We start from the raw sequence: 17,466 nt of genomic DNA on the forward strand, positions 1-17,466 counted from the left end.
CGCCTAGCCCGCGTTGCCCAAAACCTCATCGACGCGACGGGTCGTGTCCCAACGTTCGTCATCGGCCGCCTCGTCGGCGAAGCGGACCTTGACTGTCGCCTCCACGCCGACCGCGCGCAGCGGCATGGCGAAGCTGCGTTCGACCGCGCGGCGCGTCGCATCGCGCGCCAGCTTCATCGGGGCGGGCGCGCGGGCCTGGCGCAACAACTCCACCTGGCCGGCCGACCGGTTGGCGGCGTCCAGCCGCTGCTCGGCATCGGTGAAGGTCGTCAGGACGCCGCCCGAACCATATTCGCGGATCGCGGCCAGATCGACTTGCGGCCCATCGATCTCGACCGGCGGCAGCGTGACCGACAGCGTGTGATTGGCCGCGTCCCAGCGCACATCCTGCTGGCGCAGCTTGGCCAGATCGACCTCATAGCGGACCATGCCGGGCATGATCAGCGTGCGTTCGGTGGAGAAGCCGAGCTGCGACTGGCGCGAGGTGACGACGGCGACATAGCGCGCGGCGAAGGCCGACAGGCGGTTCTGCTCGCGCAGCCCCTCCAGGCTGGCGCGTGCGATCGTCGTGGGATCGGGGGTCAGCCGATCGGCGACATAGCGCTGGACACCCCAGACGACGATCAGCCCGGCGAGCACCAGCAGGATCAGGACACCTGCCGCCTTGGCCATGAACAGCCCGAAGCCGCCACGCCGTGTCTCGACCGGCGGGGTCACGCCACGCTCGTCCATGATGCTCCCTCCTCGCGGACCAGCCCGCGCGTTCGCAGGTCATAAAGATGCGCCAGCACCGAGCGTTCCGCCGCTGGCAGCAATTGGGGGTTGAGCCCGACATACATGCGCGCGGTCATCGTCGGCACATCGCATGGACCGCTGCCGCCCAGCAATCGCAAGATCTGCCCCTCACGCTGCTTGCGATGGCCCAGCATCCCGCGTACCAGCCGGAGGGGATTGTCCACCGCTTCGCCATGCCCCGGATAATAGACCCGGTCGTCGCGCTCCGTCAGCTTTTCCAGACTGGCCATATAGGCGCCCATATCGCCATCGGGTGGCGAGACGATGCTGGTGGACCAGCCCATGACATGATCGCCAGAAAACAGCGCCTGGGTCTCGGCCAGTGCGAAGGCGAGATGGTTGGAGGTATGACCCGGCGTCGCGACGGCGCTGAGCGTCCAACCGCTCCCTGCTACGCTCTCCCCTTCGGCCAATACGCGATCGGGGGCATAGTCGCGGTCGAACGCCGCATCCGACTGGCCACCTTCATAATCGGGCGCGAAGGGCGCGGCGCCCACGATGGGCGCACCGCTCGATCGGCTGAGCGGGCGGCTGGCAGGACTATGATCACGGTGATGATGGGTGATCAGGATGGCACGCACCGGTCGGCCGGCAATGGCTCGGTCCAGCGCAGCCAGATGGGTGGCGTCATCGGGACCGGGATCGATGACGGCGACGTCGGTATCCCCCACGACATAGCTTTGCGTTCCCGTGAACGTAAAGGGCGAGGGATTGGGAGCGAGCACGCGGGTGACCAGCGGCTCAAGCAGGATCGGAATGCCGGTCGGGTGCTCAGCCATTGTGGAGCATGTGGGCAAGCCGCGAGCAAAGGGCAACCCCTGCACCCGCTGACGGGTGCTGGGGTCGAGTTTGGGGTAAAGTCGTGATCGCGTCAGTCGCGTTCGGCGTCCGCCATCTCCGCCCTCAGTTCGGCGGTCGCCTGATCCAGGCCGCTGAGTGCTTCGCGACGGGCTTCCTCTGACAGGTTGCGATTGTTGTCGATCGTGCGGCGGGCCATGGCGATGCTGGACAGGGCGATTCGCATGTTCGACTTGGCCATATGCTCGGCATCGACGGCGGAAAGCGCCGCGGTGCGCGCCGCCCGTTCGATCCGATCGGTACAGATGATCGTCACCTGCTGGCGGGTCTTGCCCTCGACCTTGGTATAGCTGGTGCGCATGTCGGAGTTGGCGGTACCGCAAGTCTCCGACCGGACCAGGGGCATCGGCGGCATGACAGGCATGTCGCGCATCCGTACCATCCGTATGCCGTGCGGTGCGTCGATCCGCATCGTCTTTCCGTTGCGCAGGGTCACGGTATAGGGCGGCACCGGAGGCGCGGGTGGCGCAGCCGGAACGTCCGCCACCTGCCGTGCCATGGGAGCGACAGGCGCCGAAGGCGCGATCGGAGCCGTGGGGGCCGTGGGCTCGACCGCCTCTTGCGCTGCCACCGGAACAGCCGATGCATGGGGTGCGACCGGCACCTCGGGCATGGTTTCCACCGCCGCAACCGCCGGCAGGATCGGCTCCGCACTGGTCAGGTCGACGCCGATGGTCCGCTCGACCTTCTTGGTCAGCGCCGCCGCCGCCGGGGTGCCCGATGCGGTCACGCCCAGTCCTCCCAGCACCAGCAGCGATACGGTCGCCCCGCCCATCGCGAGCTGGCGACGCGATTTCGGAGAAGTGGTCAACATCTTCAGCCTCCCTTTCAAATCGTCGATGGTATGGAGATGGCATGCGCCCGACAACGCCCGGCCATGCGCGGCCTTCACGATGGCGCAGGCATAGACATGCCGGTCGGCGCGGCTGCGCCCCTTCAGGACGCGGGCGTCATTGGCGAGCTCCTGGTCGGCGCGAAAGGCGCGGAAAGCCCGCCAGGCGATGGGATTGAACCAGTGGAGCGCCAGCACGGTGAGCGCGATCCAGTTGGCGATCAGATCGCCGCGTTCATGATGGCCCAGCTCATGCGCCAGCGCCAGATCGCGCTCATCGGCGTCGTAGCGTTCGTCGAAATCGCGGGGAAACGCGACATAGCGGTGCCAGATGCCGAAGGCGAGCGGCCCTGGCGCGCCGTCGCTGGCGACGACCCACACGCCCTTTACCGCCTCCAGCGTGTCCGCCGAGGCGAGCAGCCGGGTGCGGAACCGCCAGTGCCGGAAAAGCTGAAAGCCCAGAAATCCCGCCGCCCCGATCATCCAGAACAGCGCGATACCCTGCCCCACCATCGGCCAGATGCTCGGCGCGGCGAGCGGCGTGGCGAGCTGTTCGGTGACCGGCACCATCACATAAGTGGCGAAACGCTCGCTTGCGGCCGCCAGCGGCGGGGTCGCCTGCTCGGACAGCCCGCGCGGCAGCGGCGGCAGGATCAGCCGAAGCAGCGGCAAGGCCCAGAGCGCATAGGCGATCTGAGGTCCGAAAGCCTCGCGAACACGGCGGCGGGCAAGCAGCACCAGCGCCATCAGCAGGGTGGAGGCGATCATCGCTTCCACCGCCCAGCCGAGTTGCGCGCCGCTCATGCCTTCAACTCCTTGAGCAGTGCCTCGATCTCGGAGATGTCCTGCGCGGTCAGTTCGTCCCGCTCGGCAAGATGCGCCACCAGCGGGGTCAGACGACCGCCGAACAAACGATCGATCAGGCGACGCGATTCGCCGACGACATAATCGTCCCGGGCGACCAGCGGGCGATAGAGATAGCGACGCCCCTGCTCCTCATGCGCGATCGCATTCTTGGCAAGCAAACGACCGAGCAACGTCTTGACGGTGTTGGTGCTCCATCCACGCTCGGGATCGACACGCTCGGCGACATCCTGCGCGGTCAGCGGTGCGTCCTCCCACAGGACCTCCATCACCGCATGCTCGGCATCGCTGATCCGCTCGGCCATCGACTCGACTCCCCTTAAGACTACAGACGTAATCCTAATTCGATTACAGACGTAGTCAATGGGGCTCAAATCTTTCCTCGCCTGCAAGGGGAGGGGACCATCCGAAGGATGGTAGAGGGGTGTCCCCGCTGGCCGTGGTACCCCTCCGTCAGCGCTGCACGCTGCCACCTCCCCTGCAAGGGGAGGAATGAAAAAGGAGGCCGGATCGAAACCCGGCCTCCCTCATTTCTCATGCCTAAAGATTGATGATCAGGCCGTCTTCACGTCCTGCACCAGTTCGGCCAGTTCGCCGCTCTCATACATCTCCATCATGATGTCCGATCCGCCGACGAACTCGCCATTGACGTAGAGCTGCGGAATGGTCGGCCAGTCGGAATAGGCCTTTATGCCCTGACGGATCCCCTGGTCCTGAAGCACGTCGACGCTCTCGAACGGCACGTCGAGATGGTTGAGGATCGCCACGGCGCGGCTGGAAAAGCCGCACTGCGGGAACAGGGGCGTGCCCTTCATGAACAGCAGGACAGGGTTGGCCTTCACCAGCGCATCGATCCGCGCATTCGTATCGTCGGTCATATCGGTCTTCCTTGGAAAGGGATCAGGCGGTGGCCGCGTCGGCCGGTACCGCGGTGGTCAATTGCAGGGCGTGAAGCTCACCCCCCATGCGCCCGCCGAGCGCGGCATAGACGGCGCGAGTCCGTGCGACCCGGCTCATCCCCGCAAAGCTGGCGGCGGTAACGTGCGCGGCATAGTGATCGCCGTCCCCGGCCAGGTCGGTGATCTCGACCGTGGCGTCCGGAATGGCGGCGCGGATCATCGCGGCGATATCGTCGGCGGCCATCGGCATGTCAGCGGCTCTCCATCAACTGGCGGCGCGCCTCGACCATCTGCTCGTCAAGCGCGCGGCGAACCTCGGCCTCGTCGACATCGATACCGGCGGCGGTCAGGTCACCCAGCAGCTTGCGGATGACATCCTCATCGCCCGCTTCCTCGAAATCGGCCTGAACGACGGCCTTGGCATAGGCATCAGTTTCGGCGGGGGTCAGCTTCATGCGCTCGGCCGCCCATTGCGCAACCAGCCGATTGCGGCGCGCCGTGATGCGGAACACCATGTCCTGGTCGGCCACGAACTTGGCCTCAAATCCGCGCCTGCGCTCGTCAAAACTATCCATCGATCCGCCATCCCCCTGCCCGCTCACGGGCATATGAACATTGGCCTGAGATAGGCATGGCCGGCCACGCACGCAACCGATCCGCGCCACCAAGCCGCCAGCCACGCTTTCCGCCTGTGAACGCGACCGGAACGAAATGGCATGTGAAACGTAATGTAAGTGAAATGACAGCAGGCGGAACACCGGCTCAACCGGGATCAAACCGCCCAACTTTAGGAGAGAGTGTTATGCGTGACCCTCTGCCCATTCCGCCCCGCGACGAGCCGCGGCAATCGCCCCCGATGACGGGGATCGTCAACGGCATGATCGGATCGCTGGCCATCTGGGCGGTCATCGCCGGCGTCGTCGCCGTCGCGCACTGATCGATCATTACATCGAACGGCGCCCCGATCTCTCGGAGCGCCGTTCGTGGTTCAGTCCAATCGTAACCGGCGCAATAATCGCGCGCCTGAGAGTCTTACGATAGCGTTTGGCCCAGCCGCGCACGGCCCTCGATCCAAGGCCGCCCCTGTGTCATCTCGCCTTCATAACTGGCAATGGCATCGCCACGCTCGAGCGTAAGGCCGATCTCGTCGAGGCCATTCATCAGGCACTCGCGCCGAAACGGATCCAGCTCGAACGCAAAGCGATCCTGAAACGGCGTTGTGACGGTCATCGTCTCCAGATCAACCGTGATCGGCTGATCCTGTGCGACCTCGACCAAACGATCGATCGCCTCTTGCGGAAGGACGACCGGGACGATGCCGTTCTTGAAAGCGTTACCCGAGAAGATATCCGAAAAGCTCGGCGCGATGACCGCCTGGATCCCCATATCGGCCAGCGCCCAGGCAGCATGTTCGCGACTGGACCCGCAGCCGAAATTGTCGCCCGCGATCAGGATCGGCGCACCGGCATAGCGCGGGTCGTCAAAGATATTGCCTGGCTGCGCCCGTACCGTCTCGAACGCGCCTCGTCCCAGGCCAACACGCGTGATCGTCTTCAACCAATGCGCCGGGATGATGACGTCGGTGTCGATATTCTTGGCACCCCAGGGATAGGCGGTGCCGGATACGGTCGTAACCGGGTTCATTCCAATTCCTGTCCTTCGACCCGCCGGACCGCCCGCTATCCCCGATAGCGACGACGACCAGGCCCAGGCCTTAGCGCGTGTGTTCGGCCGTGGCGGGGCGCGACGCGATCCCGGCGGCATAGGCAGCGGCACCGCACAGCACGGCGCCGGTTACGAGCAGAACCAATACATGCTTCATGATGCCATCACTCCCCTGTCTTCATGGCGGAAATCCTGGACCATCAACTCTCTAACGTCAGAAAGGCGCCCGGTCACGGCCGCAGCCGCCGCCATGGCTGGCGACAGGAGATGGGTCCGAGCGCCGGGCCCCTGACGCCCGACAAAGTTACGGTTGGAAGTGGAGGCGCAGCGCTCGCCTGCCGGCACCTTGTCCGGATTCATCGCCAGGCACATGGAACAGCCCGGCTCGCGCCATTCGAAGCCGGCCTGGAGAAACACCCGGTCGAGCCCCTCGGCCTCGGCCTGACGCTTGACGAGCCCCGATCCGGGGACGACCAGCGCGCGGACGCCGTCCGCCACCTTGCGGTCGCGCGCCACGGCAGCGGCGGCGCGCAGATCCTCGATGCGGCTGTTGGTGCAACTGCCGATGAAGACATGCTGGACGCCGATGTCCTGCATCGCAGTACCCGGCTCCAGCCCCATGTACTCCAGCGACTTGCGCGCCGCCGCTCGCTTGGAGGCATCGGCAAAGCTGTCGGGATCGGGCACGATGCCGGTGATCGGCACCACATCCTCGGGACTGGTGCCCCAGGTCAGGTTGGGCGCGATATCGGCCGCGTCGAGCGTGACAACCTTGTCGTAGACCGCAGCCGGATCGCTGGGCAGAGTCCGCCACCAAGCCACCGCCTTGTCCCAATCCTCGCCCTGTGGCGCCATTGGGCGGCCCTTCAGATAGGCGAAGGTCGTCTCGTCCGGCGCGATCAGGCCGGCGCGCGCACCGCCCTCGATCGACATGTTGGCGATGGTCAGGCGACCTTCGACCGATAGGTTGCGAATGACGCTGCCGGTGAACTCGATGACATGGCCGGTGCCGCCCGCCGCACCGATCTTGCCGATGATCGCCAACACCACGTCCTTGGCCGACACGCCATAACCCAGCGTGCCATCGACGCGCACTTCCATCGTCTTGGAGGGCGAGAGCAGCAAGGTCTGGGTGGCGAGCACATGCTCGACCTCCGACGTGCCGATGCCGAAGGCCAGCGCGCCCAATGCGCCATGCGCCGAGGTATGGCTGTCGCCACACACCAAGGTCGTGCCGGGCAAGGTAAAGCCCTGTTCCGGCCCGACGACATGGACGATGCCCTGCGCCGCCGCGGTCGCGTCGATATAGTCGATGCCGAATTCGGCGGTGTTGCGGCGAAGCGCCTCCAACTGCTGCGCGCTTTCCGGATCGGCGATGGGCAGCAGGCGGCCATTCGCGTCGACACGCGGCGTCGTGGGCAGATTATGGTCGGGCACCGCCAGCGTCAATTCTGGACGACGCACCTTGCGCCCGGCCGCACGAAGCCCCTCGAACGCCTGGGGGCTGGTCACCTCATGAACGAGATGGCGGTCGATATAGATGAGGCAGGTGCCATCGGGCCGCCGTTCGACAACGTGCGCGGCCCAGATCTTCTCGTACAGAGTCTGGGGTCGTTGGGCCATGATGCGGCGCTGTTATCCGAAAAGGTGCGAAACGCAAAGGCTTTGCGCAATGTTATTTCGATTTGACGAGGGTTTCCCTTGGCCTTCGAATTCGCTTAGGCTGCACGGAACGGGGGAAGTGGCCTTCTACAACCTCCGTTCAGCCTGAGCGAAGTCGAAGGCCACGTCCCGCACTCATCCCTTCGTGCGGTAGTCCGCCACTACAACCCCACATTCGGCCAGTTCCGCCTCATGGCCCGCCTCGCGCCACGTCTCCGCCAGCGCCTGGGCCTCCCAATCCTTCACCGCCGGATGCACCAGAACCGTCTCGACCCAGGTCGCGCCCGCCGCCCCGACATCGATGCCATAGGTCCGCACCCGAAACGCCACCGGTGCGAAGAACGCATCCACTGCGCAGAAGCGCTCGCCCGCGAGCCAGGGCCCACCGAAGCGCGACAGCCCCTCGCCCCACAATTCCGCCAGCCGGGCGACATCGCGCTCCAACCGGGGCGATGGCGGCGTGGCGTCGACCCGCACACCGACATTCATCGTCCGCTCGGCCCGCAGCGCTGCGAAGCCGCCATGCATCTCCGTCACCGCGCACATCGCCCAGGCGCGCGCCGCTTCATCCTCCGGCCAGACACCGGCATGCCGCTCGGCCAAATAGAGCGCAATGCCCAACGAATCCCACACCGTCCGCTCGCCGTCGAGCAGCACCGGCACCTGCCCCGTCGGGGAGAAGGCGCGGAACGCCTCGTAATTTTCCACCGCCTGGAACGGATCGATCCGATCGCTGAAATCGATCCCCAGCGCCTTCATCAACAGCCAGGGACGCAGTGACCAACTGGAATAATTCCGGTTCGCGGTGATGAGGGTATAGGCCATCAGCGTTCGAACTTCGCCGTGGTCTTGGCGGCGATCTCGTCCGCCGTCACGCCCGGCGCACACTCGATCAGGCGGAAGGCGCTGTCATGATCGGGACGCTGGAACACCGCCAGATCGGTGACGATCATGTCGACGACGTTGCGCCCGGTCAGCGGCAGGGTGCATTCGGAGATGAACTTAGGGCTGCCGTCCTTGGCGTTGTGCTCCATCACCACGATGATCTTCTTGACGCCCGCGACAAGATCCATCGCGCCGCCCATGCCCTTGATCATCTTGCCGGGGATCATCCAGTTGGCGATGTCGCCGCCTTCGGACACTTCCATCGCGCCCAGCACGGTCAGGTCGATATGCCCGCCCCGGATCATCGCGAAGCTGTCGGCCGACGAGAAATAGACCGAGTGCGGCAGTTCGCTGATCGTCTGCTTGCCCGCGTTGATGAGGTCGGGATCGACTTCGTCGTCATAGGGGAACGGCCCGATGCCGAGCATCCCGTTTTCGGATTGCAGCGTGACCTCAACCCCTGGCGGGATATGGTTGGCGACCAGCGTCGGGATACCGATGCCGAGATTGACGTAGAAACCATCCTTCAGTTCCTTGGCCGCACGGGCGGCCATTTCGTCGCGGGTCCAGGCCATCACTGCTCTCCTGTCGGATGCCACCGCCGGTCGGCGGGGAAGATGTCGTCGGCACTGCCCTTCAGCGCCTTGCCGTAGACGGGGTTCGGAAAGACGAACCAGCCGCGCCCCCACAGCGCCGCGATGCGCGGGCCGTCGGCGCGGGCGCGACGTTGCGCCACCGTAGCCGACGTGTTGAACAACTCGCTGAAATCGCCCAGCTGGTCACCGCCCATGGCGATCACGCAATAGCGCTGTGCGATCTGCCAGCGGCGCGGGTCCTTATTGTCGCCGTTGCCGGTGTCGGGGCGCACGAACAGCGTGTCGCCATGTACCGCCGGGCCCAGCCCGGCCGCATCAATCACGCGCGCTGCCCCGGCAGGATCGTCGCGATTGGTGTTGAAGATCACGGTCACGCCCATCGCGCGCAGATCGGCGATGGCCGCCACCGCGCCGGGCGTCGGCAGGACGGCATGGCCGTCGCTCTGCTCCCAGGCACGCCAACGGCCGGAGAAGTCGCGGTCGGAACGGCCGGTCAGATCGTCATATTCAAAACCGAGATTCAGGAGCACCGTCTCGTCGACGTCGAAGACCGCCGCCGGGCGCTTGCCCGCGCAAGGGACGAAGCGGGGGCTTTCGAGGCTCGAACCCTGCGCCAACACGACGCTGTCGGCTTGCGGCCGGCGCACTCGGTCGGCGGCATAGGAGACGAGCGCGTTCCAGGCTTGGCGCGAGATCGCATCGGCCTCTACCGAGCCATAAAGATACTGCATCCCAGCCAGCTTGGTGTTGGCGGCGGCAGGCGATAAGGACGCAGGGCTGTTGTTGCCGACCGCGACGACGCAACCGGACAGCGAAAGCCCGGCGGCGACCGCCGTCACGCCGGCAACCCAACCGCGCACTCCGAACCTATGAACCTTCGCCATGTCTTCCCCCCATGTCAGCGGCAGGATTTGACGCCATCCGAACAGAAAAGGGGGCGCTGCCGCAAAGCCCCCTCCCCATGCCCTCAAGCCCGCTCGCGAACCGTGCGGAACTCGATCTTCTTGTCATACGGCGCCCCGACGATCATCCGCTTCACATAAATGCCGGGCAGATGGATCTGATCGGGATCGAGCGAGCCGACCGGCACCACCTCTTCCACTTCGGCGACGCAGATGCGGCCCGCGGTCGCCATCGGCTGGTTGAAGTTGCGCGCGGTCTTGCGGAAGATCAGGTTCCCGGCCTCATCGGCCTTCCACCCCTTGATGATCGACAGGTCGGCGCGGATACCGCGTTCGAGGATATAATCTTCGCCGTCGAAGCTCTTCACTTCCTTGCCCTCGGCCACCTTGGTCCCGACGCCGGTCTTGGTGTAGAAGCCGGGAATGCCGGCGCCCCCCGCGCGGCAACGCTCGGCAAGCGTCCCCTGCGGGCAGAACTCGACCTCCAGCTCGCCGGACAGATATTGCCGCTCGAACTCCTTGTTCTCACCGACATAGGAAGAGATCATCTTCTTCACCTGATGCGAGCGGAGCAGCTTGCCCAGGCCGACGCCGTCGATCCCGGCATTGTTGCTGGCGATGGTCAGGTCCCTGGTGCCCGCCGCCTCGATCGCGTCGATCAGGCGCTCGGGAATACCGCACAGGCCGAACCCGCCCGCGCAGATCGTCATGCCGTCATGGAGCAGACCGTCGAGCGCGGCGGCCGCGTCGGGATAAAGCTTCTGCATGGGCGTCCTCCCTGAATTTGCCCGAGCGTTAGGCGGAGGCATGGAGCCGGGTCAACCCGGCGTTTGCGCTTTGCAACAAAGCGCGGCTAGGCTTGGCGCCATGAGCTTGAAAACCGGCGGACGCCTGCTTGTCGATGCGCTTCTCGAACAGGGGTGCGACCGTATCTTCACCGTGCCGGGGGAGAGCTTCCTGGCGGTGCTCGACGCGCTGCACGACACGCCGGATATCGATCTGGTGACCTGTCGGCAGGAAGGCGGCGTGACCTTCATGGCGTGCGCCGACGGGACGTTGACCGGGCGGCCGGGCGTGGCCTTCGTCACGCGCGGTCCGGGCGCCACCAACGCGGCGATCGGCGTGCATGTCGCGCGACAGGATTCGCAACCGATGATCCTGTTCATCGGCGATGTCGACCGGGGTACGCGCGATCGCGAGGCGTTCCAGGAAGTCGATTTCCAGGCGATGTTCGCACCGCTGACCAAATGGGCCGCGCGGATCGACGATGCCAAGCGAATCCCCGAATATGTCGCCCGGGCCTACGCCACCGCCATGAGCGGGCGGCCGGGCCCTGTGGTCCTCGCCTTGCCCGAGGATATGCTGTGCGACATGGTGGAGGGTACCCCCCGCCCCCGGATCGCGCGGCCATCGCAGGATACGCTGATTACGGATGCCATGGCGGTGCAGGACCTGATCCGCCAGGCCAAGCGCCCGGTCGCGATCATCGGCGGCGCCCATTGGAATGACGATGCTACCCGCATGGTCACCCAATGGGGCGAAACCGCCGGCATCCCGCTGGTGGCGGCGTTTCGACGGCAGGACGCCGTGTCCGCCGACTGTTCGGTCTATGCCGGCAATCTCGGCTATGGTCCCAACCCTGCCCTCGTCGCCCGAGTGCGCGAGGCCGATCTGCTGATCGTGCTGGGCGCGCGGCTGGGCGAGGCCACCACCGACGGCTATGGCTTGGTCACGCCCGACCATCCGGGGCAGAAGCTGGTCCATGTCCATCCGGACCCGGAAGAGCTGCACAGCGTCTATCGCACCGATGTCGCGATCTGCTCCGACATCCTCGAAGCGGCGACGAAGCTTCATGCGCTTGCCAAGGATTATGGCGCGACGCATTTCTCCGGGGCGGAGGCGCATGCGGAGTATCTCGCCTGGTCGGAACCGGCACCGCGCGAGGGCGTCGCGCTCGACCTCGGTCAATGCGTCGCCGCCATGCGCCAGACGCTTCCCGCCGCGACGATCATCTGCAACGGCGCGGGCAATTATTCGGGATGGTGGCATCGCTATTGGCGTTATGAGCCGGAATGCCAGTTGGCGCCGACCTGCGGCGCGATGGGCTATGGCGTGCCCGCCGCCACCGCCGCCGCGCTGCGCCATCCGGATCGCATGGTCGTCGCGCTGGCCGGCGATGGCTGCTTCCTGATGAACGGACAGGAACTGGCCACCGCCGTGCAGCATGGCGCGTCGATGCTGGTGATCGTCGTCGACAATGGCGGTTACGGCACGATCCGCATGCATCAGGAACGCGAATATCCCGGCCGGGTGGCAGGCACCGGGCTCGCCAATCCCGATTTCGCGGCGCTGGCGCGGGCCTATGGCTGCTGGAGCGAGACGGTGACGCGGACCGAGGAGTTCGCGCCCGCCCTCACCCGCGCGATGGCGGAGACGGGCGTGCGCCTGCTCCACCTGAAGACGGATATTAAGGTGATCACCCCCGCGACGACTCTGTCGCGAATCGCGGGCCGCTGACCTCCGCCTTGCGAGGATAATGACAGGTGGGCGGGCTGTCGTGCCGATGACGCACCATTATCCCCAGCGTTAGCGCCCCCCTCCGTCCCACGGATGGATCATCCTCCGCAACCGACAATGACAAGGCTATAGAGACGCTGGATAAATCAAAATCTTGCGCCGTTATAATAACGCTACCATAAATCTAGGTTCTCCGACCTGTTCCGCTCAGGCAAAAGAAAACCGCCCCGGCATGACCGGGGCGGCGAGTTCGTTGCTGATTGCTTTAGTCAGAAAGCGATTAGCAGGTTCAGATGTTGTCGCCAAGAGCGCCTTTGACGGAGCCCTTAAGCTGCTGGCCCTTGCCTTCAACCTGCTGAGCCTGGCCTTCCGCCTGCATGTCGGCGTCATGATTGTGCTCACCAAGCTTTTCCTTGGCCTTGCCAACCAGTTCGTTGACGTTGCCCTTGATCTTGTCGACGAGCTCACCCATAGCGGCCTCCATTTACTGGGGATCATCCGATCCCGTTGAACACTCGGATAAATAACGGTTCGTTACGCCCGGAGTTCCCTGAAATTAATTTCAGATAAGGCCGGCGAGCGGACTCGACGGATCGGCATAGCGGCGCTGGCCCATGCGCCCAGCGCGATAGGCCAGCCTGCCTGCCTCGACCCCGGCTTTCATCGCCTGGGCCATCATCACTGGGTCCTTCGCCTCGGCGATGGCGGTGTTCATCAGCACGCCATCGCAACCCAGCTCCATCGCCACCGCCGCCTCTGACGCGGTGCCGACACCCGCATCGACCAATACAGGGACCTTGGCGCCTTCCACGATCAGGCGAATCGTCACCTTGTTCTGAATGCCCAGCCCCGACCCGATCGGTGCGCCGAGCGGCATGATTGCGACCGCGCCGACATCCTCCAGCCGCTTGGCGGCGATGGGATCGTCGACGCAATAGACCATCGGCTTGAAACCTTCCTTGGCCAGGATTTCGGTCGCGCGCAGCGTCTCCACCATATCCGGGTAAAGCGTCCGCGCCTCGCCCAGCACCTCCAGCTTGACCAGGTCCCAGCCCCCGGCCTCACGCGCCAGCCGCAACGTACGGATCGCATCCTCAGCGGTGAAACAACCTGCGGTATTGGGCAGATAGGTGATCTTCTTGGGGTCGATATAGTCGGTCAGCATCGGCGCATTGCGGTCCGACACATTGACCCGGCGCACCGCCACCGTGACGATCTCCGCCCCCGCCGCCTCGACCGCAGCGGCGTTCTGCGCGAAATCCTTATACTTGCCGGTGCCGACGATCAGGCGCGAGCGGAAACGCTGCCCGGCAACTTCCCACGAATCGTCCGCCGTTACCGCCGCCGCGTGATCACCGCCGCCGACGAAATGCACGATCTCGATCTCGTCGCCATCCTCGACCTGCACCTGCGCCAGCGTCGAGCGCGGCACGACCTCCAGATTGCGCTCCACCGCCACCTTTTCGGGCACCAGACCCAACTGGCTCGCCAGATCGGCCAGCGACAGCCCGGCAGCGACTCGCTTATGCTCGCCATTCACGGTGATCGTCACGGTTCCATCGGTATGGGGCATATGTGTGTCACTTACCATGCAAGTCGCTGCCCGCTCGACGTGGGATAGGGCATGCGGTTAAGGAAGGCTCTCGATCTAGGCTCGGCCACCCCGAGCCGCAACCATGGGAGTGCGGATGCCCGCGACCGTCTATGTCCTCAACGGGCCGAACCTGAACCTGCTCGGCCTGCGCGAGCCGCATATCTATGGCCATGACACGCTGGACGATATTGCGGGGATGCTCGAGGATCGGGCACGCGAGCTCGATCTGGAGATCGACATGCGTCAATCCAACCATGAAGGCCATCTGATCGACTGGCTGCACGAGGCCCAGGCTTATGAGGCCAAGGCCGTGCTGCTCAATGCCGGGGGCTTCACCCACACCTCGATCGCGATCCATGACGCGATCAAGTCGGTGACGACGCCGGTGATCGAAGTTCACCTATCCAACCCTCATGCGCGGGAGTCTTTCCGTCATGAGAGCTATATCGGGCGTGCCGCGAAAGGCACAATCGCAGGCTTTGGCGCGCATTCCTATCTGCTCGCGCTTGAAGCGGCGGCCCGGTTCTGACAGGAGCGCGTCCCATGACCGAAAAGACTGAACAAGCGATGAAGGTCGATGTCGACCTCGTCCGTCAGCTCGCCGAGCTGCTCGACGCCACCGCCCTGACCGAGATCGAGGTCGAGCATGGCGACCGCAAGATTCGCGTCGCGCGCAAGGCGGCACCGGCCGCGCAGATGGCCTATGCGCCTGCGCCCGTCGCCGCCGCGCCGGCTCCGGCTGCTGCTGCCCCCGTCGCGGCGGCCGCTCCGGCGGAGGCCGCGGCACCGGCCGTCTCGGCCAATGCGGTGAAGTCGCCGATGGTCGGCACCGTCTATCTGGCGGCCGAACCGGGCGCCAAGCCCTTTGCGGGCGTGGGCCAGAAGGTATCGGCCGGCGACACGCTGCTGATCGTCGAGGCGATGAAGGTGATGAACCCGATCACCGCCACCGCCGCCGGCACCGTCACCGCCGTGCTGGTCGAAAATGGCCAGCCGGTCGAGTTCGACCAGCCCCTGATCGTCGTCGAGTAAGCCGCCTTGGCGCAGATCAAGAAACTCCTGATCGCCAATCGCGGCGAGATTGCGCTTCGCATCCACCGCGCCTGTCACGAGATGGGGATCGAGACCGTCGCCGTGCACTCCACGGCCGACGCCGATGCCATGCATGTGCGCCTCGCCGACCAGGCGGTGTGCATCGGTCCGCCCTCGGCGACCGACAGCTATCTCAACATCCCCAACATCATCTCGGCCGCCGAGATTTCGGGCGCCGACGCGATCCACCCCGGTTACGGCTTTCTGTCCGAGAATGCCAAGTTCGCCGAGATCGTCGAGGCGCACGGCCTGATCTTCGTCGGCCCGAAGCCCGAGCATATCCGGATCATGGGCGACAAGGTGGAGGCCAAGCGCACCGCCGGCGCACTCGGCCTGCCGCTGGTTCCCGGTTCCGACGGCGCGATCACGGATGTCGAGGAGGCCAAGGCGCTCGCGGCCGAGATCGGCTATCCCGTGCTCATCAAGGCGGCATCGGGCGGCGGCGGTCGCGGCATGAAGGTCGTGCCCTCCGAGGACCAGCTCGAAACGCTGATGCAGCAGGCGGGCTCGGAGGCAAAGGCCGCGTTCGGCGATGCGACCGTCTACATGGAAAAATATCTGGGCAACCCCCGGCATATCGAATTCCAGGTGTTCGGCGACGGCAACGGCCAGGCGATCCATCTGGGCGAGCGCGACTGCTCGCTCCAGCGCCGTCACCAGAAGGTGCTGGAGGAAGCCCCTTCGCCGATCATCACGGCCGAGGAGCGCGCGCGCATGGGCGGCGTGGTCGCCAAGGCGATGGCCGACATGGGCTATCGCGGTGCGGGCACGATCGAGTTCCTGTGGGAAAATGGCGAGTTCTATTTCATCGAAATGAACACCCGCCTGCAGGTCGAACATCCCGTCACAGAGATGATCACCGGCCTGGACCTGGTGCGCGAACAGATCCGCGTGGCCGAGGGTCATCCGCTGACGCTGCGACAGGAAGATGTGCAGTTCCGTGGCCACGCCATCGAGTGCCGCATCAACGCCGAAGACCCGCGCACCTTCGCCCCCTCGCCGGGCACGGTGAAGATGTATCATGCACCGGGCGGCATGCATGTCCGCGTCGATAGCGGGCTGTATCAGGGCTATAAGGTCCCGCCTTATTACGACAGCATGATCGCCAAGCTGATCGTGTACGGCACGACCCGCGAGGGCGCGCTGCGCCGTCTGCGCCGCGCGCTGGAAGAGTTCGTGATCGAAGGGATGAAGACCACCATCCCGCTGCACCAGGCACTGCTGGACGATCCGGAGTTCCTGAAGGGCGACTATACCATCAAGTGGCTGGAGGAATGGCTGGCCAAGCAAGGCGCCTGACCTCCAAAAACGTCCCATTGGCGTAAGCCGGGATCACGGATCATGAAAGAGCCCCCTTCCCAGCCGGGAGGGGGCTTTTTTATGGCCGATGACAGGGATTAACCCCTCCACAATCGCCGCCGTCCATGCCAAAAGCATCGGCGATGAAGGCAACGATCCTCCACAATCCGCGCTGTTCCAAATCCCGCGAGGCGCTGGCCCTGCTTCAAGATGCAGGCGCCGATGTGACGATCGTCGAATATCTGAAGACGCCCCCCTCGGCGGAGGAACTGGCCCGGCTCTACGCCAAGGGCGGACTCACGCCTCGCGATGGTTTGCGCAAGGCCGAAGCGGAGGCCAAGGCCTTGTCTGGCGCGGATGACGCGACGATCCTGGCCGCGATGGCCGTCAACCCGATCTTGATCGAGCGCCCGCTGGTCGAAACCGACAAGGGCGTCGTCATCGGTCGTCCGCCCGAGGCGGTTCGGGGCATATTGTGATTGCTGCCTGCAAATTGAGCAGCTTCCGCCATCATGCCCGCTTTTCAGGCGGAAATATGATCCATTTCTTACCCTCTCAGGAGGGACCGGCAATTGGCACGATCTCTGCAACGCGTGAGATCGGGCGAGGGTTCGAACACCATCGGGGACAGTCAGACTCGTGAAAAAGATTGAGGCGATCATCAAGCCCTTCAAGCTCGATGAGGTGAAGGAAGCGCTGCATGAGATCGGCGTGTCCGGCATCACCGTCACCGAGGCCAAGGGCTTCGGCCGCCAGAAGGGGCATACTGAGCTTTATCGCGGTGCCGAATATGTCGTCGACTTCCTGCCGAAGGTGAAGCTGGAGGTGGTGGTCGAAGACGGCCTGGCCGAACGCGTGGTGGAGGCGATCGCGGCGGCGGCCCAGACGGGACGCATCGGCGATGGCAAGATCTTCGTGATCCCGGTCGAGACGGCGCTACGCATCCGCACCGGCGAGCGCGACGACGCGGCGATCTGACGCACCCCGCCCCGAAAACGTCACCGGG

22 protein-coding genes are annotated in these 17,466 nt (G+C 65.1%); 7 read left to right on the forward strand and 15 right to left on the reverse strand.

Going from position 1 to position 17,466, the window contains the following annotated elements; translation table 11 throughout:
* Window positions 1–3: 3 nt before the first annotated feature.
* From SP6_RS09815 to SP6_RS09845, 7 genes are all read right to left on the reverse strand, one after another.
* Complete coding sequence (locus SP6_RS09815) at window positions 4–732, reverse strand: DUF4230 domain-containing protein (protein ID WP_007405755.1); 729 nt, start codon at window positions 730–732, stop codon at window positions 4–6.
* The gene (locus SP6_RS09820; RefSeq protein ID WP_007405793.1) at window positions 714–1,574 is read right to left on the reverse strand and encodes an MBL fold metallo-hydrolase; all 861 of its coding nucleotides are present in this window, start codon (window positions 1,572–1,574) and stop codon (window positions 714–716) included. The genes SP6_RS09815 and SP6_RS09820 overlap by 19 nt, the downstream gene beginning before the upstream one ends.
* A gap of 92 nt (window positions 1,575–1,666) precedes the next feature.
* Complete coding sequence (locus SP6_RS09825) at window positions 1,667–3,289, reverse strand: M56 family metallopeptidase (RefSeq protein WP_007405857.1); 1,623 nt, start codon at window positions 3,287–3,289, stop codon at window positions 1,667–1,669.
* Window positions 3,286–3,654 (reverse strand): BlaI/MecI/CopY family transcriptional regulator, encoded by a 369-nt coding sequence (locus SP6_RS09830; protein ID WP_007405819.1) that lies wholly within the window; start codon window positions 3,652–3,654, stop codon window positions 3,286–3,288. Before SP6_RS09830 ends, SP6_RS09825 begins: the two co-directional genes overlap by 4 nt.
* Before the next feature lie 249 nt (window positions 3,655–3,903).
* Entirely contained in the window at window positions 3,904–4,227 is a 324-nt protein-coding gene (gene grxD / locus SP6_RS09835) for a Grx4 family monothiol glutaredoxin (RefSeq protein WP_007405766.1), read from the reverse strand.
* Window positions 4,228–4,249: 22 nt separating this feature from the next.
* Entirely contained in the window at window positions 4,250–4,498 is a 249-nt protein-coding gene (locus tag SP6_RS09840) for a BolA/IbaG family iron-sulfur metabolism protein (protein WP_007405809.1), read from the reverse strand.
* A gap of 1 nt (window position 4,499) precedes the next feature.
* Entirely contained in the window at window positions 4,500–4,823 is a 324-nt protein-coding gene (locus tag SP6_RS09845; protein WP_007405802.1) for a DUF1476 domain-containing protein, read from the reverse strand.
* A gap of 227 nt (window positions 4,824–5,050) precedes the next feature.
* On the opposite strand from SP6_RS09845, the gene SP6_RS21620 reads away from it, so the two are divergent.
* A complete protein-coding gene (locus SP6_RS21620; RefSeq protein ID WP_007405782.1) occupies window positions 5,051–5,185 on the forward strand; it encodes a hypothetical protein in 135 nt (44 codons plus the stop codon).
* A 95-nt stretch (window positions 5,186–5,280) separates the two neighbouring features.
* Here SP6_RS21620 and leuD read toward each other — a convergent pair whose 3' ends face one another.
* From leuD to SP6_RS09875, 6 genes are all read right to left on the reverse strand, one after another.
* Entirely contained in the window at window positions 5,281–5,892 is a 612-nt protein-coding gene (gene leuD / locus SP6_RS09850) for a 3-isopropylmalate dehydratase small subunit (protein WP_007405828.1), read from the reverse strand.
* A 174-nt stretch (window positions 5,893–6,066) separates the two neighbouring features.
* Window positions 6,067–7,536, reverse strand: coding sequence for a 3-isopropylmalate dehydratase large subunit (gene leuC, locus SP6_RS09855; RefSeq protein WP_007405780.1), 1,470 nt, complete (start codon window positions 7,534–7,536; stop codon window positions 6,067–6,069).
* 174 nt (window positions 7,537–7,710) lie between these two features.
* The gene (locus SP6_RS09860) at window positions 7,711–8,400 is read right to left on the reverse strand and encodes a glutathione S-transferase family protein (RefSeq protein WP_007405836.1); all 690 of its coding nucleotides are present in this window, start codon (window positions 8,398–8,400) and stop codon (window positions 7,711–7,713) included.
* Entirely contained in the window at window positions 8,400–9,035 is a 636-nt protein-coding gene (locus tag SP6_RS09865) for a CoA transferase subunit B (protein WP_007405764.1), read from the reverse strand. Before SP6_RS09865 ends, SP6_RS09860 begins: the two co-directional genes overlap by 1 nt.
* The gene (locus tag SP6_RS09870; protein ID WP_007405824.1) at window positions 9,035–9,940 is read right to left on the reverse strand and encodes an HAD family acid phosphatase; all 906 of its coding nucleotides are present in this window, start codon (window positions 9,938–9,940) and stop codon (window positions 9,035–9,037) included. The genes SP6_RS09865 and SP6_RS09870 overlap by 1 nt, the downstream gene beginning before the upstream one ends.
* Window positions 9,941–10,023: 83 nt before the next feature.
* A complete protein-coding gene (locus SP6_RS09875) occupies window positions 10,024–10,725 on the reverse strand; it encodes a CoA transferase subunit A (protein WP_007405821.1) in 702 nt (233 codons plus the stop codon).
* Window positions 10,726–10,825: 100 nt separating this feature from the next.
* Here SP6_RS09875 and SP6_RS09880 point away from each other — a divergent pair, with 100 nt between their 5' ends.
* Window positions 10,826–12,475 (forward strand): thiamine pyrophosphate-binding protein, encoded by a 1,650-nt coding sequence (locus SP6_RS09880; RefSeq protein ID WP_007405772.1) that lies wholly within the window; start codon window positions 10,826–10,828, stop codon window positions 12,473–12,475.
* Between the two features lie 289 nt (window positions 12,476–12,764).
* On the opposite strand, the gene SP6_RS09885 is transcribed toward SP6_RS09880, so the two are convergent.
* Together SP6_RS09885 and thiS are read right to left on the reverse strand one after the other, a co-directional pair.
* A complete protein-coding gene (locus tag SP6_RS09885; RefSeq protein WP_037569146.1) occupies window positions 12,765–12,947 on the reverse strand; it encodes a CsbD family protein in 183 nt (60 codons plus the stop codon).
* A 90-nt stretch (window positions 12,948–13,037) separates the two neighbouring features.
* Window positions 13,038–14,048 carry a sulfur carrier protein ThiS gene (gene thiS, locus SP6_RS09890; RefSeq protein WP_082052473.1) on the reverse strand — a complete coding sequence of 337 codons (1,011 nt, stop codon included), beginning with the start codon at window positions 14,046–14,048 and terminating at the stop codon, window positions 13,038–13,040.
* Between the two features lie 115 nt (window positions 14,049–14,163).
* Here thiS and aroQ point away from each other — a divergent pair, with 115 nt between their 5' ends.
* From aroQ to SP6_RS09915, 5 genes are all read left to right on the forward strand, one after another.
* On the forward strand, window positions 14,164–14,598 hold the full coding sequence (gene aroQ, locus SP6_RS09895; RefSeq protein ID WP_007405851.1) for a type II 3-dehydroquinate dehydratase: 435 nt from the start codon (window positions 14,164–14,166) through the stop codon (window positions 14,596–14,598).
* 14 nt (window positions 14,599–14,612) lie between these two features.
* On the forward strand, window positions 14,613–15,101 hold the full coding sequence (gene accB / locus SP6_RS09900) for an acetyl-CoA carboxylase biotin carboxyl carrier protein (RefSeq protein WP_007405762.1): 489 nt from the start codon (window positions 14,613–14,615) through the stop codon (window positions 15,099–15,101).
* Between the two features lie 6 nt (window positions 15,102–15,107).
* On the forward strand, window positions 15,108–16,460 hold the full coding sequence (gene accC, locus SP6_RS09905) for an acetyl-CoA carboxylase biotin carboxylase subunit (protein WP_007405803.1): 1,353 nt from the start codon (window positions 15,108–15,110) through the stop codon (window positions 16,458–16,460).
* A 143-nt stretch (window positions 16,461–16,603) separates the two neighbouring features.
* A complete protein-coding gene (gene arsC, locus SP6_RS09910; protein WP_007405756.1) occupies window positions 16,604–16,939 on the forward strand; it encodes an arsenate reductase (glutaredoxin) in 336 nt (111 codons plus the stop codon).
* A 160-nt stretch (window positions 16,940–17,099) separates the two neighbouring features.
* Window positions 17,100–17,438, forward strand: coding sequence for a P-II family nitrogen regulator (locus SP6_RS09915; RefSeq protein ID WP_007405799.1), 339 nt, complete (start codon window positions 17,100–17,102; stop codon window positions 17,436–17,438).
* Window positions 17,439–17,466: the final 28 nt, after the last annotated feature.

It is taken from the genome of Sphingomonas paucimobilis NBRC 13935, assembly GCF_000739895.2.
GTDB classification, from domain to species: Bacteria; Pseudomonadota; Alphaproteobacteria; order Sphingomonadales; family Sphingomonadaceae; genus Sphingomonas; species Sphingomonas paucimobilis.

What these genes read in the sequence shown, in the direction of transcription:
- SP6_RS09815 (WP_007405755.1), bottom strand. Translation starts at nt 732, where the DNA reads ATGGACGAGCGTGGCGTGACCCCGCCGGTCGAGACACGGCGTGGCGGC.
- SP6_RS09820 (WP_007405793.1), bottom strand. Translation starts at nt 1,574, where the DNA reads ATGGCTGAGCACCCGACCGGCATTCCGATCCTGCTTGAGCCGCTGGTC.
- SP6_RS09825 (WP_007405857.1), bottom strand. Translation starts at nt 3,289, where the DNA reads ATGAGCGGCGCGCAACTCGGCTGGGCGGTGGAAGCGATGATCGCCTCC.
- SP6_RS09830 (WP_007405819.1), bottom strand. Translation starts at nt 3,654, where the DNA reads ATGGCCGAGCGGATCAGCGATGCCGAGCATGCGGTGATGGAGGTCCTG.
- grxD (WP_007405766.1), bottom strand. Translation starts at nt 4,227, where the DNA reads ATGACCGACGATACGAATGCGCGGATCGATGCGCTGGTGAAGGCCAAC.
- SP6_RS09840 (WP_007405809.1), bottom strand. Translation starts at nt 4,498, where the DNA reads ATGCCGATGGCCGCCGACGATATCGCCGCGATGATCCGCGCCGCCATT.
- SP6_RS09845 (WP_007405802.1), bottom strand. Translation starts at nt 4,823, where the DNA reads ATGGATAGTTTTGACGAGCGCAGGCGCGGATTTGAGGCCAAGTTCGTG.
- SP6_RS21620 (WP_007405782.1), top strand. Translation starts at nt 5,051, where the DNA reads ATGCGTGACCCTCTGCCCATTCCGCCCCGCGACGAGCCGCGGCAATCG.
- leuD (WP_007405828.1), bottom strand. Translation starts at nt 5,892, where the DNA reads ATGAACCCGGTTACGACCGTATCCGGCACCGCCTATCCCTGGGGTGCC.
- leuC (WP_007405780.1), bottom strand. Translation starts at nt 7,536, where the DNA reads ATGGCCCAACGACCCCAGACTCTGTACGAGAAGATCTGGGCCGCGCAC.
- SP6_RS09860 (WP_007405836.1), bottom strand. Translation starts at nt 8,400, where the DNA reads ATGGCCTATACCCTCATCACCGCGAACCGGAATTATTCCAGTTGGTCA.
- SP6_RS09865 (WP_007405764.1), bottom strand. Translation starts at nt 9,035, where the DNA reads ATGGCCTGGACCCGCGACGAAATGGCCGCCCGTGCGGCCAAGGAACTG.
- SP6_RS09870 (WP_007405824.1), bottom strand. Translation starts at nt 9,940, where the DNA reads ATGGCGAAGGTTCATAGGTTCGGAGTGCGCGGTTGGGTTGCCGGCGTG.
- SP6_RS09875 (WP_007405821.1), bottom strand. Translation starts at nt 10,725, where the DNA reads ATGCAGAAGCTTTATCCCGACGCGGCCGCCGCGCTCGACGGTCTGCTC.
- SP6_RS09880 (WP_007405772.1), top strand. Translation starts at nt 10,826, where the DNA reads ATGAGCTTGAAAACCGGCGGACGCCTGCTTGTCGATGCGCTTCTCGAA.
- SP6_RS09885 (WP_037569146.1), bottom strand. Translation starts at nt 12,947, where the DNA reads ATGGGTGAGCTCGTCGACAAGATCAAGGGCAACGTCAACGAACTGGTT.
- thiS (WP_082052473.1), bottom strand. Translation starts at nt 14,048, where the DNA reads ATGCCCCATACCGATGGAACCGTGACGATCACCGTGAATGGCGAGCAT.
- aroQ (WP_007405851.1), top strand. Translation starts at nt 14,164, where the DNA reads ATGCCCGCGACCGTCTATGTCCTCAACGGGCCGAACCTGAACCTGCTC.
- accB (WP_007405762.1), top strand. Translation starts at nt 14,613, where the DNA reads ATGACCGAAAAGACTGAACAAGCGATGAAGGTCGATGTCGACCTCGTC.
- arsC (WP_007405756.1), top strand. Translation starts at nt 16,604, where the DNA reads ATGAAGGCAACGATCCTCCACAATCCGCGCTGTTCCAAATCCCGCGAG.